We start from the raw sequence: 16,518 nt of genomic DNA on the forward strand, positions 1-16,518 counted from the left end.
ATCCTTATACTCCGGTGACCAGATTGACCAGCCATACCAGCAAGCCATCCAGCATAAATAGAAACAGGCCGACCACAGCAGTGACAGCCAGTACAATCAGGGTAGTTTGGATCGCTTCTTGGCGGTTAGGCCACACCACTTTGCGCATTTCCAGACGAGATTCTTTAGCAAAGGCGACCGTAGTCTTACCTTTGTGGGTTTGGTAGGCCAATAATCCAGCCACGCCTAAGGCGACGACAACGGCCGCGGCACGAATGGCCACCGACAGCTCGCTATAAAGAGAGTTAGCCACCACGGTTGCTACCAAAATAATAAACACTAGTCCCCATAACAGGGAATCTTTGGCCCCGCTTTGGCTCTCAATATTTGCACTCATAAGGCTACCTGTCTAAAACTTGAGTCCATTACGGACGCGAAGACCCCGCTATCGGCGAGGTATATGGCAGGGGCGGAGGGATTCGAACCCCCAGCCGTCGGTTTTGGAGACCGCCGTTCTACCAATTGGAACTACGCCCCTATACACAATAAGGGCCGCATTATAAGGGCTTTCGGCTGGGATTGTAAGCGTAATTATCTGCTGATTTTTCAGGTAAACGTGATGGGTGAGGCGAAAGGACAGCGCCGAGCTAAAGCAAACACCGCTCTTGGCCGTCTTCCTGAACTTGCTTCAGGATCTCGCTCTTTATGTTTAACTCCTAAAACAAGATCCTGACTGTCGCCAGGAAGACGGCTAACCCCTCCGAAGAGGCGTATGGCGTGAATGACAGGATCGAAAAATCACACTGCAAGTTGAGTGTGCTAAATAGTGGAAAGTGCGTGGGATAAAACAAAGATGGTGCTGATACCCGGATTCGAACTGGGGACCTCACCCTTACCAAGGGTGCGCTCTACCAACTGAGCTATATCAGCAACTGGAGCGGGCAGCGGGAATCGAACCCGCATCATCAGCTTGGAAGGCTGAGGTAATAGCCATTATACGATGCCCGCAAAACAGAGTTATTTAACTTTACTCGAATACGTCAGAGTTGAGTTAAATGAGATAGCGCAGCGTGCGATATCTAAAAGATGGTGGAGGGGACTGGATTCGAACCAGTGAAGGCTGAGCCGTCAGATTTACAGTCTGATCCCTTTAGCCACTCGGGAACCCCTCCAATGTTATGGTGCCGGCACCAAGAGTCGAACTCGGGACCTACTGATTACAAGTCAGTTGCTCTACCAACTGAGCTATGCCGGCACTAGAACGAGGCGAATACTAGGCCATGGGCATGCCGTTATGCAAGCGTTGAATGCTAACTTTTTGCCTCAACCGACCTAAGTGCGCAATAAATAAACAACAAGACCGCTTTTTACCTCATTTTGCCGCCGTAGATGCCCCTTGCGCCTAAAATCTGCTCAGTTATTTTTTTTGCTGCAAGCCCATGCTTAAGCTCAGTTGAGCTGCGGCTGGCTTGTCGACGCTTAAACCTTGGTGTATCGTCGCTAAGCGACCCACAGCACGGCCTCATAACCCCATACTTATGACCAAACCCTTATGACAATAGACAACGACTCCCCTTATCTCGACTTTTCTCGCGAAGCTTGGTCAGAGCTGCGCGATACTGTGCACCAGCCGTTAAGCGAAGCTGAGCTAACGCGGCTACGTGGTATTAATGACAAAGTATCACTGGATGAAGTCAGGGATATCTATTTGCCGCTGTCACGCTTGCTCAATCTCTACATTAAGGCCAAGCAAAGGCGCAGTAAGGTATTGGATCAGTTTTTGAGAAAAGAGCCTCGTCATCTGCCCTATATTATCAGCATCGCCGGTTCGGTAGCTGTGGGTAAAAGCACCACTGCCCGCATTCTGGCTGCGTTATTAGAACGCTGGCCGCAGCACCCCAAGGTCGCTTTGGTCACCACGGATGGTTTTCTGTATCCGAATGCGGAGCTAGCAGCGCGCGGCTTAATGCATAAGAAAGGATTTCCTGAGTCTTATGATATTCGCCGCTTAGTGCAGTTTGTGTCTGATATTAAGTCCGGCAAGCCTAGGGTCACGGCACCGCTGTATTCGCACTTAAGTTACGACATTATACCGGACGCTGAAGAAGTGGTGGAGCAGGCGGACATAGTAATCATCGAGGGCTTAAACGTGTTGCAAAGCGGCATGGACTACCCTCATGAGCCGCATCGGGTATTTGTGTCAGACTTCGTGGATTTCTCGGTGTTTGTCGATGCGGATGAACAATTGCTGAGAACTTGGTATGTGGAGCGTTTCTTAACGTTACGCGACGGCGCCTTTTCTGACCCTGACTCCTACTTCCATCACTACGCCCATTTAACAGAAGCGCAAGCGATAGCCACCGCCAGTCGTATTTGGCAAGATATTAACTACCAAAACCTCAGGCAAAATATCTTGCCAACTAAAGACCGCGCCGAGCTGATCCTCACCAAAGGCCAAGACCACGGCATAGAGCAGGTGTGGCTGAAGAAGTAACTCTGAAAGAAGCGCCCAGCTCCCAGCGCCCAGTAAAAACGCCGTCTTTGTTTTGCCGTGTTGAGTATTATGTCGAGCTGGGCGCTCGGCGCTCGGCGCTCGGCGCTGTATCTTCCCCGCGCAGCGACACTTCGCCGCCTAAGAAGCGCTTGATTTTGCCGTCGGCTAATTCCAACAACAGTGCGCCTTGCTCATCTATGCCGCGAGCTGTGCCCTGAATCACTTGCTCACCCATCAATATGCGCACCGGCTTGCCGTTAAAATAGTCCAGCTGATTCCATTGCTCGCGAAAAGCACGAATACCGTGGGCTTCAAAAATGCTTAAACAATGCTGCAGGTGCTGACTAAGGGCTATCACTAAGCCGTTACGATCGTTAATTTCCCCTAACTCGGCTAATTCAGCAAAAGGCTGATTGATGCGTGCTTGTTCGCTACTCGGCAAGAGTAAATTTAAGCCCAAACCAACCACCAATTGACAAGGCCCACCGGCGGTGCCGGACATTTCTACTAAGATGCCGGCCAGCTTGCGGCCATTCACATATAAATCATTGGGCCATTTAAGTTGTACGCCACTAAAGCCTTGAGCCTCTAATGATTCCACCACCGCTATGCCCACCACTAGACTCAAGCCCATGGCCGCCGCCATGCCCTGCTCGAGTCGCCAATACATGCTCATGATTAGCTGGCCACCAAAAGGCGAAACCCAATTGCGACCGCGTCGCCCTCGACCCGCCGTTTGGCACTCAGCCACACAGATATCACCGTTATTAAGCTGATTAAGCTGTGCCAACCAATGCTGATTGGTCGAGCCAATCACCGGGATAAGCTCCACCCGCTGCGGCGCCAGCTCACGACTTAACCGATGCTGATCCAATAACTGCAAGGGCACCGCCAAGCGATAGCCCTTACCACTCACGCTGTACACTTCTAGCCCCAGCGCCTTAATGGCTTGCACATGTTTACTGACCGCAGCACGACTGACCGCTAGCTGCTCACCTAATTGCTCGCCAGAGTGAAACTGTCCATCAGCCAATAAGGTAAGCAAAGCCTCGCGCAACGGGCTTAGCTCTTGTTTAGGTTCAGATTTAGGCTCTTGTTTAGGCATAGAGTTTAGCTCAGACACGCCAGCGCCTCATCCAAATAGGTTTCACCCGCCGCTCCTATCATGCGCACTTCGGGATCTAGGCGCACACCAAACATCTGCTCTACGCGCTCGCGCACCAAGGCCGCCAAACGCAATACATCTTCCGCCGTGGCTCCGCCCAGATTAACCAGCACTAAGGCTTGTTGGGTATGCACACCGGCACCCCCTACTTTCACGCCTTTTAAGCCCGCTTGTTCAATCAGCCAACCAGCGGCCAGCTTGCTAACTCCCGGCTCGGCGGCAAATACAGGCAACTTAGGCCACGCTAATTTAAGCGCTTCTGCTTGTGCCGTGACCACTTTGGGGTTTTTAAAGAAACTGCCCGCATTGCCGAGCACCACAGGATCAGGCAATTTGGCTTGGCGAGTAGCGCACACTTTTTCAAAAATTTGCGCCGGTGTGGCGGCTTCACCTAATTCGGCCAGCGGGCCATAACCGAGCACTGGCTGCCAAGCTTTAGGTAAACGAAAGGTCACGCTAACGATTAAGTGCTGTCTGGCCTCATGCTTAAACACGCTATCGCGATAACCAAAGGCGCACTCCTCATTAGACCAGGTTTTATACTCGCCGCTTTGCCAGTCGAAGCTTTCAACTTGCTGACAAAATTGCGCCAGCTCCACTCCATAAGCACCGATATTTTGCACCGGCGATGCCCCCACAGTGCCGGGGATCAGGGCTAAATTTTCCAGCCCAGGCATATTCTGTGCTAAGCACAGGCACACCAATTGATGCCAGTTTTCTCCGCCCTCCACCGCCACCAACCAAGCATCTTCAGTCTCGGTCACTGCGATGCCTTTCAGTCGATTAACCAGAACCAGTCCGCTAAAGGGGGCGGTAAACAACAGGTTAGAGCCTTCACCGACTAATAATAACGGCGTTTGCCGATAGGCTTGCCATACGCGTTGCAGCTGTTCGCGTGCCGTTAGCTCTACCAATTGTTCGGCAGTGTGGTTAAGACCAAAAGTGTTATAGGGGGCGAGAGCAGCCGAGGTAACTTGCATGATGAGGATTCCTAAATAAATGCCGGCTCAGTGTACCTGAACTCATGAGTCGTGAGGAGTGAGACATGAGGATACAAGCACGACAAACTGCACACTCGCTCCGAGGTTGTAGATTTAGTATTTCTCTTCATCCTTTACTCTTCACTCGCCACTTTTTACGCCTTACGCTTCGTCGTTTTAACGCGCCCTTTACGCTTTTTAAAGTTTGGCGCTTTACCGCTGCCTTTCAAGCCCTTAAAGGCGTTCACATCCACCGCTGCAATTAACTGCGGCAATGACGTTTCCAGATCCGTCATAAAGGCTTGGTAACCGGCTTGCTTGCGACTAATGGCGTCCAGTACCGACTCCCAGCGAGCCGTCATATCCGGCGTGGTGGCAGAAGCTGGTAAACTGGCTATCAGCTGGGCGCCGGCTTCTGTGGCACGAATTTGCTTACCTTCGCGGCGTAAGAATTGACGGGTAAACAGCAATTCGATAATCCCCGCTCGCGTGGCCTCAGTGCCTAAGCCATCAGTATCGCGCAGTATCTTTTTCAGCTCGCCGTCCGTTACGTAGCGGGCGATATTGGTCATGGCGGCCAACAAGCTGGCATCGGTAAAATAACGCGGCGGCTGAGTGAGTTTGTCGAGTCGCTCACCGCGTACACAAAACACTGTCTCCCCCACTGTTAACTCCGGCAGCTGTGACTGCAGCTCTTCATCCTCAGGCTCTGCTGGGTTGGCTTGGCGAGCTTGCGCAAACAACTGCTTCCACCCTGGGCTGCCTTGTTGACGGGCGCGAGCCACAAAGCGGCCACCGGCAATCTCCAGCTCCAGTAATTTATCCTCGTATTGCCAAGGCGGATAAAACTGCGCCAAATATTGGCGAGCCACTAGCTGATACACCTTGAGCTCGGTGCTGGATAATTTGCTGCCATCCATGGCTTTAGCGGTGGGAATAATAGCGTGATGCGCCGCCACTTTTTTATCATCCCACGCCTTACTGCGCCGACTTAAATCAGCACCGCTCACCGCACCTGCCAGCTCAGTGCAGGTGTTAGCGATAGCCTGCGTCACTGCACCAGCTTGGGAAAAATGTTCGCTGGGCAAATAGCGATTATCGGAGCGGGGATAGGTGAGCAATTTATGGCGCTCGTAGAGCGTCTGACAGATATCGAGTACCTGCTTGGCGCTTAAGCCAAAACGGCGCGCGGCATCTATTTGCAAGGAGGATAAATTATAAGGCAAGGGCGGTGGCTGTTGGCGGGATTTAGTCTCAGCTTTAGTCACACGACCGTTTTGCTGGGTAATACGCTTGACTACGTTGTCGGCCAAACTCTGAGATAACACCCGCCCTTCTTCATCCTGCCAAGGCGCACAGGCTGCGCTAGGTTGCCATTTAGCCTTAAATGCCTGAGCTTGCTCTGTGGTGAGATGCGCTTGTACTTCAAAATAAGGCTTGGCAGTAAAATCGGCGATCTCTTGGTCGCGGCGTACCACTAACCCCAGTAGCGGCGTTTGCACGCGCCCCACCGACAGCACACCTTGATAGCCCATTTTTTGTCCCTGAATGGTGCACAGCCGACTCATATTAATGCCGTACAACCAATCAGCGCGCGAGCGGGCCAATGCCGAGACCGATAAGGGCACAAACTCTTTATTGGAGCGCAGTGCCGCCAGCGATTTTTTCACCGCACTGGGGTTAAGATCACTGATTAAACAGCGCTGCACCCGATCACGCTTAGCGCTAGACACACCACAAAAGCTGATCACTTGATCTACCAACAACTGACCCTCGCGATCTGGGTCCCCCACGTGCACTATCTCGGTGGCTTGTTTAAGCAGCTTTTTAACCACTGCTAACTGACTGCGGGTTTTAGGCTTAGCTTCTAACTTCCACTCGCGAGGAATAATGGGCAAATGCTCTAAGCGCCATTGTTTAAAGGCAGGGTCGTAAGCATCAGGCTGGGCCTGTTCAAGCAAATGACCAATACACCAAGTAACCACATCACCATTACCCAGACGAATAAAGCCTTCATCCTGTTGCTGAGGTTTTGGTAAGGCTGCTGCTAGGGCGCGCCCGAGACTAGGCTTTTCGGCGATATAGAGGATCATGACTCAACTTAAGATAACTGTATATGGATACAGGTTAGCAGCAATCTCAGCGCAAACTCAATAATCGTCTTCGAGCAAGAAGTCGTCCATACACTCCACCAAGTAAATCCAGTCGTCTTCTACTACTGGTTCCACTGGGTCTTCGTCACCTTCGCCATACTCTTGCCAATAAAAAGCACGCAGCGCCAGCGGAAAGTCACCGTAGTCTTCGGCCAGTGCCGACAAGGGGCCAAACCACAGCAGGCGCGTTAACCCTACGGTGAGATCGTTAAGGTACTCGGTTAATACCTCCGGCTCTGGGTATTGCTCGATTAATAACTCGAAGCGCTCTTTGGCGACCAAGACCTGCTCCGGCTCTAGCTCACCTAATTCAGCCACATAGTTCAGGTAGTCATTCAGCAAGTGTTCAAAGGCATGCTCTTCATCTTCCAGCCACTGGCAGCGGGTTTCTTTACGACTGATCACCGACATAGCGACCCCTTCATCCAGAAAACACAGTGCCCAAGCCTGATTATCCATTCGCTACTCCGCCGTTGATTAGCAATACATTAGCTATTTATTTAAGGCGTCAGTTTAGCTGAATGTGGGCAAACATGAGAGGGAAACCCAGCGCCGAGCGACCAGGCTAATGAAGAACAGAGAAAAAACGGACCAAGAGCACTGGTTGTTCTTTCAAGGATAGTGTGGCGAGAAATCGCTACCTGCGCTTAGTGCTGGATGTTTGACGCTTAAATAGGCCCTTGAGTGGGCGCAGCAGCTTGTCACGACGCCACCATAATAAGCTGAGGCTCAGCAGCAGATAAATAAGCGGTTGGATCCAGCCCGACTTAACCGCCCACCAATAATGAATGGGGATCAAGACCGCCGCCAAATAGACCCAGTTATGCAACCGCTGCCAGTAGCGGCCTAAGCGTCGTTGGATCTTTTGCAGTGACGTTAAGCTCAGCAGCAACAGGATCAACCAAGACAGCATGCCCAAGGTGACAAAGCCGCGTTTAATAATCTCGCTGCCAATTAGGCTCCAGCCCCATTGCAGATCCAGCCATAACCACACCAGTAAATGTAAGCTGGCATAGGCAAAGCTCCATAAGCCGATCAGGCGACGCACCTTAATCAAAGGCGCACTTTTAAGCGCCTTGGCCAACGGCGAAACACATAAGCTCAGCAATAAGATGCGCAGCGCCCAATCCCCAAAATATTGGATCAGCTCAGGAATAGGGTCGGCACTAAAGCGGCCGACCGAAAACGCCCACGGCAACCACACTAACGGCAAGATGGCCGCAAGATGCAGCAGTATTTTAAGGCCGGTTATCTTCTTCGGGCTGAGTTTTATACGCAGTGCTTTCACCTAATAAAATTTCCGTAAATCCATGCCTTGATAGAGGCTGGCCACTTCATCTTCATAGCCGTTAAACATCAAGGTAGGCTGACGCCCACTGCCAAATAAACCGCCTTCGGCGATAACTCGCTCGGTGGCTTGGCTCCAACGAGGGTGGTCAACCTTGGGATTGACGTTGGCATAAAAACCATACTCGTAAGAGGCCAGCTTGTTCCAAGTGGTGGGCGGTTGTTTATCGGTCAGGTGAATATTTACGATGGACTTAATGCCCTTAAAGCCATATTTCCAAGGCAGTACTAAACGCACCGGCGCGCCATTTTGCGGCGGCAAGGTTTTACCGTACATGCCCACCGCTAACAGCGCTAAGGGATGCATGGCCTCATCGAGTCGCAAGCCTTCTACATAGGGGTACTCAATACCGCCCCCCACAAAGCGTGACGATTGGCCGCGCATCTGTTTAGGATCATACAAGGTTTCAAAGGCCACATACTTAGCTTTCGAGGTAGGCTTAGCCGCCTTAATAATGCTACTTAAAGGCACGCCCAACCAAGGGATCACCATAGACCAAGCTTCCACACAGCGATGGCGGTAAATACGCTCTTCCAGCTGCTGCTTCTCTAACCAAGCCCAGACATCTATGGTTTGTGGATGCTCCACTTCGCCAGAAATGGTAATGGTCCAGGGCTTAGTCTTAAATTGCTGGGCGTAGCGTGCAGGATCGGATTTGTCGGCACCAAACTCGTAGAAGTTATTATAGGTGGTGGCGACCCCCTCGGCGGTGGGTGCGATATCAAGTTGATAGGCTTTAGGTTGGCTAAAGGTGAGTGGCTCAGTACTGGCTATCACTTCTTTAGCGCCCTGCTCTTTCGTCTCTTTACTACCGAGAAGAGCATCAAATAGACCGGCGCTGGCCGGTGCGCTTAATGCGGCGGCACCCAGCCCTAAGCCTAATCCTTGCAGGATTTGGCGGCGCTGCAGATACACAGACTCAGGCGTGACTTGGTTTTCGCTTAAGTGTGATTTTTTCTTATTATAAATCAGCATAGGAGTCCCGTGGAGAGCTTGGTGTATTAAAGGCCTTATTAAAGGCTTAGCTATTAAGAGCGACCTCACCGCAAAAAAATTTCACTCCTTACGCTTTTCCTTATAAGCGCCAGCCTCAATCCCATGGCGACTCAGCAGTTTATAAAAGTCGGTACGATTGCGCCCCGCTAGACCCGCCGCTTGGCTCACGTTACCGTCGGTCATGCGCAGAATTTTATGCAGATAGAGCCGTTCAAACTCGGCTCGTGCCTCATTAAAGGTTGGGAATTGCTCACGGCTATCCGCCAAAATACCTTCCAATAGCTGAGTGCCAATCACAGGCACCGACGCCATCGCCACCGCTTGCTCTACCACATTCAGCAATTGGCGCACATTACCGGGCCAATTGGCCGCGGCCAACATGGATAACGCCTCGGGAGAAAAGCCCGTTACCTGCGTTTGTTGGCGGGTTTTGAGTTGCTCTAGCGCTTGGCGGGCCAGCAAGGGGATATCTTCCGGCCTTTGTTCAAGTGCCGGCAGCTGTAGGTTCATCACATTGAGTCGATAAAACAGATCTTCGCGAAATGTCCCCTCCTCCATGGCCGTCACCAAGTCACGATTGGTAGAAGACAGCACCCGCACATCTGTGGTCGCACTTTGACTGGCACCCAAAGCCCGCACTTGCTGTTGGGCTAACACTTGCAGCAGCTTGCCTTGCAATGCGGGGCTGAGTTCACCCACATCTTCTAACAGCACAGTGCCGCCGGCGGCGCTAATAAACACCCCAGGATGATCCGAGGTCGCACCACTAAAAGCGCCGTTCACATGACCAAATAACTCCGACTCCAACAATTGCTCGGTCATAGCGCCGCAGTTTAGCGAGATAAAAGGGTAATCTTGGCGCGGGCTAGAGTCGTGCAATGCCTGCGCCATCAGCGCCTTTCCGGAACCCGATGGTCCCGTCAGCAACACACTGATATCCAAGGGAGCAATGCGACGCGCCTGCTCTAATAACGCGATCATAATGGGGCTACGCGTGGGCACCCTTTGCTGCCAATCATCCACCACCGCCGGCAAGGACACGGCCAAGGCTTGATTGATGGTTTTACGTAATTCTTCTTTATCAATCGGCTTAGTTAAAAAACCAAACACCCCAGAGCGGGTGGCGGTAATGGCATCGGTAATAGAGCCATGAGCGGTCATAATAATCACTGGCAAGCCCACATGCTGGCGTTGAATGCGATCAAATAACGCCAAGCCGTCCATGCCGTCCATGCGTAAATCACTCAATACCAAGTCGGGGCGCTCTTGCTCTAACCAAGTTAAGGCTTCGGCACCACTGCCGGCAGTCGTGACCGCAAAGCCTTCACTCTTAAGACGTAATCCCAACAACTTCAGTAAGCTGACATCATCGTCCACTAGTAATATTCTGGCTTTACGTTTCATGGCCGTTACTCTTGAAATTTACGGTCGTTTATCTGCTGTTCGATGTTCGCCAGCTCTTTGAGTTTTTTGGTCAGATTGTTTATGTGCTGCTGACGATCCACTAACTGGCGCTGCATCTGTAAGATTTCTTGATTATAGCTTTGATACACACCCAGTAACTGTTGTTCTGCGGGTGAGGCTGTGGCTAGGTGTTGTTGAAACAATTGCTGGGCCTGCTGCCGTTGGTTGTAGCTGGCTTTGGGATGACTCTGCCAGAGCGCGCGCTTTAATTCTGCTTGATCGGTATTTTGTAACTGACTCAAGGCCTGCTGGCGCTGGCTGTCATTACTGTGTTGTACGGTATCGGACAGCGCTAACCAAGCTTGCAGCTGTTGAGCCTCTGAGGGCTCTGTGACTTCAACCTTAGGATCGGACTGTTGTAACAGGGGGAAAGGCAAGGTACAACCAGATAACATCAGCGCTAAAGCAGCGCCATACCATGCTTTATTCATCAGAGATTCCTTTATTATTATGATTAGGCAGGCTGAGTTCAAAACAAACCAGTTCTGTCATTTCTGTATCCAAAATCAAGCGACCGCCCATACTTAAGGCCGCTTCGCGCGCAATACTCAAGCCAATACCCGAGCCTTTTAATACCCCTTTTCGCACCTGATTGCCTTGCACAAAGGGCTCAAAAATACGGTCTTTATCCTGCTCAGGAATAGGTTGTCCGGTATTTGCCACGGTTAATACATATTCTGCAGACTCGGCACTCAGCTGGGAGGTGATTTGCAGCACGCCGCCTACATCTGCATAGTTCACCGCATTAGAAATCAGGTTATCGAGCACCAGCTTTAAACGGTGACCATCCGCTAACGGGCACTCATCAATCAGCGCCACACTCACCTGCAAATTTTTGTTTTCGATGGTCAAGCGATGCGCCGTCAAGCTTTGCTCTAATAAAGGCAATACCACCACCGGCTCTTCATACACTTGCACTTGTTGAATGCGATTGTAATCGAGCAGTTGCTCAATTAACTCTTGCAGCCGAAAACTGTTCAGTACTAACAGCTCACAGATTTCTTCTTGTTCGTCAGTCAAAGGGCCCGTGACTTGTTCAAGTAGTAAGTCAGCCCCTTCCCGCAAGCTGGCCAATGGAGTTTTTAACTCATGAGATAAATGGCGCAAGAACTGTAGTTTTTGCGCTTCTAGCTCCCGCAAGCGTAAATGCAACCACTGTAATTTATCGCCCAGCTCGACTAACTCGGCCGGTCCGCGGATCGGTTTTGTTTCAGGCTCAACACCGGCGCCTAAGTTTAAAATTCTTTTTTCTAACTGCCGCACCGGGCGAATAATCAGATAAGTAAACAATAAAGCCAATAGTAAACTTGCCCCTCCCAGCGCACCGCTAAGCAGCAACAATTGCTGGCGAACCACGATAACATGAGCGCGTTCTTGTTGAATGCGCGCATCTATTTGCGATCTGGTTAACTTATCAAGCGCCACTGTAGCACTGCTAAAAGAGTTAAAAATAACCACTCTGTCGCGAATTTCATCGTTGCTCGCCTGCGCCAAATCCACCAAATACAGTAATTGATGCTGTAATGAAGCCCCAAGATCTCCGCCATCAATACTGAATAACAGCTGCTCAAGCTCCAAGCGGTAGCGCTCTAACAAACGTAAATAGGATTGGCGTATTTCAGGGTTTTCTAGCACCACATAACGGCGAATGGCCCGCTCCATTTCCAGTGCCAGATCGTTCATATCTGTGGCCCGACGGGTATCGACCACCGCACTCTCCACCCCTGCTTGAGCAGATAAAATAACCTGCTCTAAGCTACGTCCATTTTGGATCACCAGTAAAATGAGCGGCAGTAATACTAAGGTAAAGGCAACCAAGACCAAGCGCAGTAGCGAGCGAGGCAAAAATCTTAGCGCGGCATGGGACATCAGATAGACACTCATTTATTTAACGGGCAAGCAGGATAACAAAAATGCACCTAAAGGCAGACAATAGAATATAAAACGGCTACTCAAAGAGTAGCCGTGGGGTGTTTGCCGAGCTTTAGCTGCCATTCTGTAGGAGCGTTACTGCAAATATCCAAATCCTGCGATGGGCCATACACGACACAATTTAATTAATACTGGTTAAAGCATTGATACGTTCCAGCATCCGTAGAGTTACGCATTTCCAATCGTCGGTAATCAACCTTATTAATTTACTATTTTCCGCCGCTAAAATAACAGCTTACCACTTCGAAATAACGTCCTGCTCCCGCTTGAAGCTGACTTCCAATGCTGTCCCGTCATTATTGTAACTAACGACGACTATTTGTGACTGGTTCAATTGCTCCAAGGTTTCCTGTGTTAACCCAAATTGAATGGCCAATTGGCCATGGGGTAACTCTTGGGGTCTAATGCGCCGCTCGGTACGAAAGCGGCGCTGATTATACTTTGCCCATAGAATTAACAGCAGACTGTTAGCTAGTGCAATCAGCAGATAGAAAATAACAGTACCAAGGGTCAGGCTGAGGGGATCTCCCCCCTCCGATTGAGCATGTAAGACAGTAACCACGCCGTGATATATCAACCAGATAAATCCGACCCAAGCGATTATGGTCAGCAGGCTGTCTAGCAGTTTCGGCAGTATACGGCGCTCTGTAACAATCAATGGATGGCTCATCGTACAATCCTCCCAATACCACGGTCTGGGCTAACCCAGCGTGCTCGCTGACTACGACCTTTAAGCATCACCCGTGTAAAGGCCACCAAGGTGGTACATAGACTCAGTATCCAGTACACCACTGGGAACCAAATAATCCAGAATAACGAGCCTAAAAAATTTTTCTCGTAACGCCGCTCGATCAACAAGCTGACCGAGAACTGCAGCAAGCACACAATTCCCAGTAACAGCCCAGTAAAGGCGGGGGGGAAAATTTGTGGTACCGCCAAATTTCCGGGTAGAGACACAAACAAGCCAGCTATAAATAGGAATAAGCTGACAAAATAGGTAAATGCCCAAATTGTTGATAGGCAAAACTCGGCAATCAAGGGCCACATGCGATGGTTGCGCCACACCCAAATATTGCGGATGTTCTTAAGAAAAACCTCGGCACCGCCTTGTGCCCAGCGCAAACGCTGTTTCCAGAGCCCAGCTAGGGTTTCAGGCATCAAAATCCAACACAGTGCTCGCGGCTCAAAGAAGATTGACCAGTGTTGGAGCTGCAACTTCCAACTGATATCAATATCTTCGGTGACCATGTCGTTGCTCCAAAAGCCAACTTCAGCCAAGGCGCGTTTGCGAAAGGCGGCAATCACGCCTGACACGGCAAAAACCTGTCCATAAATGCGTTGGGTACGCTTGATCAAACCAATAATGGAGGAAAACTCGCCCACCTGTATTCGGCCAACCAAAGTGGAACGGGTACGAACACGCGGGTTGCCGGTAACCGCACCCACGCGCGGATTTTCTAACAATGGCAACACCATGTAGGCCGCCGCATCCCGATCAAGCATCGCATCACCATCAATGCATACCAGCAAGTCGCTACGTGCGGCCATGGCGCCGGTATTCAGTGCCATCGCCTTGCCCTGATTAGTGGCCAAATGAATGACGCGTAACTGCGGGTATTCCTGTGTCAGCTGATCCAGCACCTCGCCAGTATTGTCAAAAGAGCCATCATTGATAGCAATCACCTCGATGTTTTCATAGCGCTGCGCCATGGCGGCACCTATGGTTTCTCGGGCGTTAATTCCCTCGTTAAAGCAGGGGATCAAGATTGAAACCAGTGGATTACCCGGCAACTCTGGTGGTGCAACATTCTCGCCCTTAAGCCAGTGACGCTCGCGGTAAAACCAGAAATACATACCCCCCATGATCCACAGCCCTGACATAAACAACGGCCAGAAAAAGACGAAGTTAAGCAGTATTTCACCCGTAAATACGAGGGCGACGCCCAGCGGCAGGCTGAGTACGGTACAGAGCACGAGGAAAGCAAATAGTCGATCACTCATAATTTGGGTACCAGTATGATGAAAATGCAGGCCGGATGGTTTTCAGATCAGGCTGGTTGCTCAAGAAATCATCCGGATAGTAGCCAAAGTGACGAGCACCGTTCATTTGTAGCTGGTACATCCACTCGGCCAGCTGGCTGGATGGGATCGGTAGGTGGCCGCCATTCTTACGCCAGTCTAGGGTTTGCAACTCAAATAACACCTTGTTTTGCGCGCCTTGTTGCGCCAGCGAAGTTTTCACCAATTTTTTCAGCCACGCATTACTCTGCTTAAGCGGTACTTCTTCCATCAGCGGCATGGCCATTACCGCAGTCCAATTGTAGGTTTGCATAAAGTCGTTTAAATTCTGTGCAAACCATTGTTCGGATTTAGGTTCCAGTATCGGCATGGCGTAGATGTTGCGCGCCGTTTTCACCTGAGGCCCACGAATATCACGCACCGCTTGGGTGAGATCTTTAGTAAAATCAATCAGGAATTGCGACTTATAACGGCTCCATGCTTGAAGTTGCTTAGGGTTACGGCGAATACTGGCAATGTCATTACCGAACCCCGCAGCCTTATAGGCCGCTAGCGCGTCACTACCTGCGTCTTCAAAATCCGAGAGCAGAGCATCGTCATGAAAGAGGATGCCGTGGAATGCGGCGTGGCCTGCCAGATCTTCGTAGATTTCGGTGATCTGCTGACGTGCCACTGGGTTCCAAGGTGAGAGACGTTGGTATTGTGCCTGTTCGCTACTAACACCTTTTGCAGACCAGCTTTGCACTCGCGGGATCTGCTTATCTAGATCAAACGCCAGCACCGGCATCCAAGCATAAATTTTAACATCAGCCCGGGTGTGCAGCTGCCAAGAAACAAAGTTGAACAGGTCGGCGCGCATCGGCAACCAGCGGTTGGGGAAATACAGCTCTTTAACCGTGCCATCGCCTTGTGGATCCGCATACGCCTGCAAGAAGACATGGGAAGCTTTCATGTCATACACCCGCTGGATCAGCGCATCGATATTCTTTCGCTGTTGCTCGGGATCGCTGTCATAAACATAATCTAAATCGACGTGCATTACACGGGCCGACTCTTGCTCTTCAAATCGGGTAACCTGCCTAGCAAAAGCGTCAATGCTGGGGTTGCCGGAGATCAGTATGCGTGGAATGCTGCTTAAATCCTCAACATTAGCCAGCCCCGTTTGTAAGGTAAATGCCATGTCATAGCCGTGTTTACGCAAAACCGACAAGGTAGTGCCGCTAGCCGCACCGTAGGGCCACACCCACGCAATAGGAGATTTGTCGGTCACCTCTGTGATTTTTTGCGTAATTTTTAACACATCAGCTTCAACCCTATCGTGGAATGCGGCTTCACTTTCATAGGCTTTTAGTTTGGGATCGTAGAGGCGATTGGCAATGGTTGGCTTTTTACTGCCTTGGGGATTGCCCAGAGCGCCATAGTGTGAATCCCAGGTATGGGCACCAATGTTGACCAAAGGTGAGTCTTTTAATGCGCGCACCATCTCCCAGTTAGCAAAGCGCTTGCGCTCGGTGGGCAAGCCACCAAAGTCCACAAGCTGATCTGCAGGCGTATCCAGCCAAGCGCCGACCGGTGCCCACAGTGCCGGCCAATTATAAGCCTTAAGCAGCGGGTAGACTCGGGTATAAAAACTGCTGTAACCGTCATCAAAACTCAACAACACCGCTTTATTAGGCAAGGGTTTGCCGCCATTATGTGCATCGAGAATTTGTTGCACGCTAATAGCGGTGTAGCCGTTATCAAACAGCCAAGCCATTTGATCATTGAGCGCGCTGGTTCTGACCGATAAATAACGCTCATCGGCGACGTCATCTTCCACATCGTGATAACCCAGAGCCAGAAAATGGTTCTTGGGCCAAGGTTTATCCATGTTCAGCAACGCACGCTGTTGTGGCGGCAAAAAATCCACTGGCTGAGCAAAGGCAATGGTCGAGAACAATGCGAACACAATGGCTGCAACTTGTAGCATATATTTCTCCATTTCAGCC

Annotated in this window: 14 protein-coding genes and 5 tRNA genes; 1 reads left to right on the plus strand and 18 read right to left on the minus strand. The window is 50.8% G+C overall.

Annotation, left to right across the window (positions count from 1 at the left end):
• Positions 1-4: 4 nt before the first annotated feature.
• The 6 genes from secE to CBP31_RS06005 all read right to left on the minus strand — a co-directional run bounded on the left by secE (position 5) and on the right by CBP31_RS06005 (position 1,234).
• A complete protein-coding gene (gene secE / locus CBP31_RS05980) occupies positions 5-376 on the minus strand; it encodes a preprotein translocase subunit SecE (RefSeq protein ID WP_087035439.1) in 372 nt (123 codons plus the stop codon).
• A gap of 64 nt (positions 377-440) precedes the next feature.
• Positions 441-517: transfer RNA gene (locus CBP31_RS05985), tRNA-Trp, on the minus strand.
• A 316-nt stretch (positions 518-833) separates the two neighbouring features.
• Positions 834-909 (minus strand) — tRNA-Thr (locus tag CBP31_RS05990).
• Between the two features lie 3 nt (positions 910-912).
• A tRNA-Gly gene (locus CBP31_RS05995) sits at positions 913-987 on the minus strand.
• A gap of 79 nt (positions 988-1,066) precedes the next feature.
• Positions 1,067-1,151: transfer RNA gene (locus CBP31_RS06000), tRNA-Tyr, on the minus strand.
• A 7-nt stretch (positions 1,152-1,158) separates the two neighbouring features.
• A tRNA-Thr gene (locus CBP31_RS06005) sits at positions 1,159-1,234 on the minus strand.
• Between the two features lie 297 nt (positions 1,235-1,531).
• Here CBP31_RS06005 and coaA point away from each other — a divergent pair.
• Positions 1,532-2,473, plus strand: coding sequence for a type I pantothenate kinase (gene coaA, locus CBP31_RS06010; protein WP_087035441.1), 942 nt, complete (start codon positions 1,532-1,534; stop codon positions 2,471-2,473).
• A gap of 67 nt (positions 2,474-2,540) precedes the next feature.
• On the opposite strand, the gene birA is transcribed toward coaA, so the two are convergent.
• The 12 genes from birA to pgaB form a co-directional block, all read right to left on the minus strand.
• Positions 2,541-3,578, minus strand: a complete 1,038-nt coding sequence (birA, locus tag CBP31_RS06015; RefSeq protein WP_087038639.1) for a bifunctional biotin--[acetyl-CoA-carboxylase] ligase/biotin operon repressor BirA — start codon at positions 3,576-3,578, stop codon at positions 2,541-2,543.
• A 5-nt stretch (positions 3,579-3,583) separates the two neighbouring features.
• Positions 3,584-4,618 (minus strand): UDP-N-acetylmuramate dehydrogenase, encoded by a 1,035-nt coding sequence (gene murB, locus CBP31_RS06020; RefSeq protein WP_087035443.1) that lies wholly within the window; start codon positions 4,616-4,618, stop codon positions 3,584-3,586.
• A 155-nt stretch (positions 4,619-4,773) separates the two neighbouring features.
• On the minus strand, positions 4,774-6,711 hold the full coding sequence (locus tag CBP31_RS06025) for a DNA topoisomerase III (RefSeq protein WP_087035445.1): 1,938 nt from the start codon (positions 6,709-6,711) through the stop codon (positions 4,774-4,776).
• A 57-nt stretch (positions 6,712-6,768) separates the two neighbouring features.
• Positions 6,769-7,230 (minus strand): hypothetical protein, encoded by a 462-nt coding sequence (locus tag CBP31_RS06030; protein WP_087035447.1) that lies wholly within the window; start codon positions 7,228-7,230, stop codon positions 6,769-6,771.
• A 178-nt stretch (positions 7,231-7,408) separates the two neighbouring features.
• Positions 7,409-8,050 (minus strand): protein-methionine-sulfoxide reductase heme-binding subunit MsrQ, encoded by a 642-nt coding sequence (locus tag CBP31_RS06035; protein WP_087038640.1) that lies wholly within the window; start codon positions 8,048-8,050, stop codon positions 7,409-7,411.
• Positions 8,051-8,059: 9 nt separating this feature from the next.
• On the minus strand, positions 8,060-9,094 hold the full coding sequence (gene msrP, locus CBP31_RS06040; RefSeq protein WP_087035448.1) for a protein-methionine-sulfoxide reductase catalytic subunit MsrP: 1,035 nt from the start codon (positions 9,092-9,094) through the stop codon (positions 8,060-8,062).
• Between the two features lie 81 nt (positions 9,095-9,175).
• Positions 9,176-10,519: a sigma 54-interacting transcriptional regulator gene (locus CBP31_RS06045; RefSeq protein WP_087035450.1), complete on the minus strand. Its 1,344-nt coding sequence runs from the start codon at positions 10,517-10,519 to the stop codon at positions 9,176-9,178.
• A 5-nt stretch (positions 10,520-10,524) separates the two neighbouring features.
• Positions 10,525-11,010: a hypothetical protein gene (locus CBP31_RS06050; RefSeq protein WP_087035452.1), complete on the minus strand. Its 486-nt coding sequence runs from the start codon at positions 11,008-11,010 to the stop codon at positions 10,525-10,527.
• Entirely contained in the window at positions 11,003-12,448 is a 1,446-nt protein-coding gene (locus tag CBP31_RS06055) for a sensor histidine kinase (RefSeq protein WP_087035454.1), read from the minus strand. Before CBP31_RS06055 ends, CBP31_RS06050 begins: the two co-directional genes overlap by 8 nt.
• A gap of 298 nt (positions 12,449-12,746) precedes the next feature.
• Positions 12,747-13,181, minus strand: coding sequence for a poly-beta-1,6-N-acetyl-D-glucosamine biosynthesis protein PgaD (pgaD, locus tag CBP31_RS06060; RefSeq protein ID WP_087035456.1), 435 nt, complete (start codon positions 13,179-13,181; stop codon positions 12,747-12,749).
• A complete protein-coding gene (pgaC, locus tag CBP31_RS06065) occupies positions 13,178-14,512 on the minus strand; it encodes a poly-beta-1,6-N-acetyl-D-glucosamine synthase (protein ID WP_087035458.1) in 1,335 nt (444 codons plus the stop codon). The genes pgaD and pgaC overlap by 4 nt, the downstream gene beginning before the upstream one ends.
• Positions 14,505-16,499: a poly-beta-1,6-N-acetyl-D-glucosamine N-deacetylase PgaB gene (pgaB, locus tag CBP31_RS06070; protein ID WP_227875164.1), complete on the minus strand. Its 1,995-nt coding sequence runs from the start codon at positions 16,497-16,499 to the stop codon at positions 14,505-14,507. Before pgaB ends, pgaC begins: the two co-directional genes overlap by 8 nt.
• Positions 16,500-16,518 lie beyond the last annotated feature (19 nt).

It is taken from the genome of Oceanisphaera profunda (genome assembly GCF_002157895.1).
GTDB classification, from domain to species: Bacteria; Pseudomonadota; Gammaproteobacteria; order Enterobacterales; family Aeromonadaceae; genus Oceanimonas; species Oceanimonas profunda.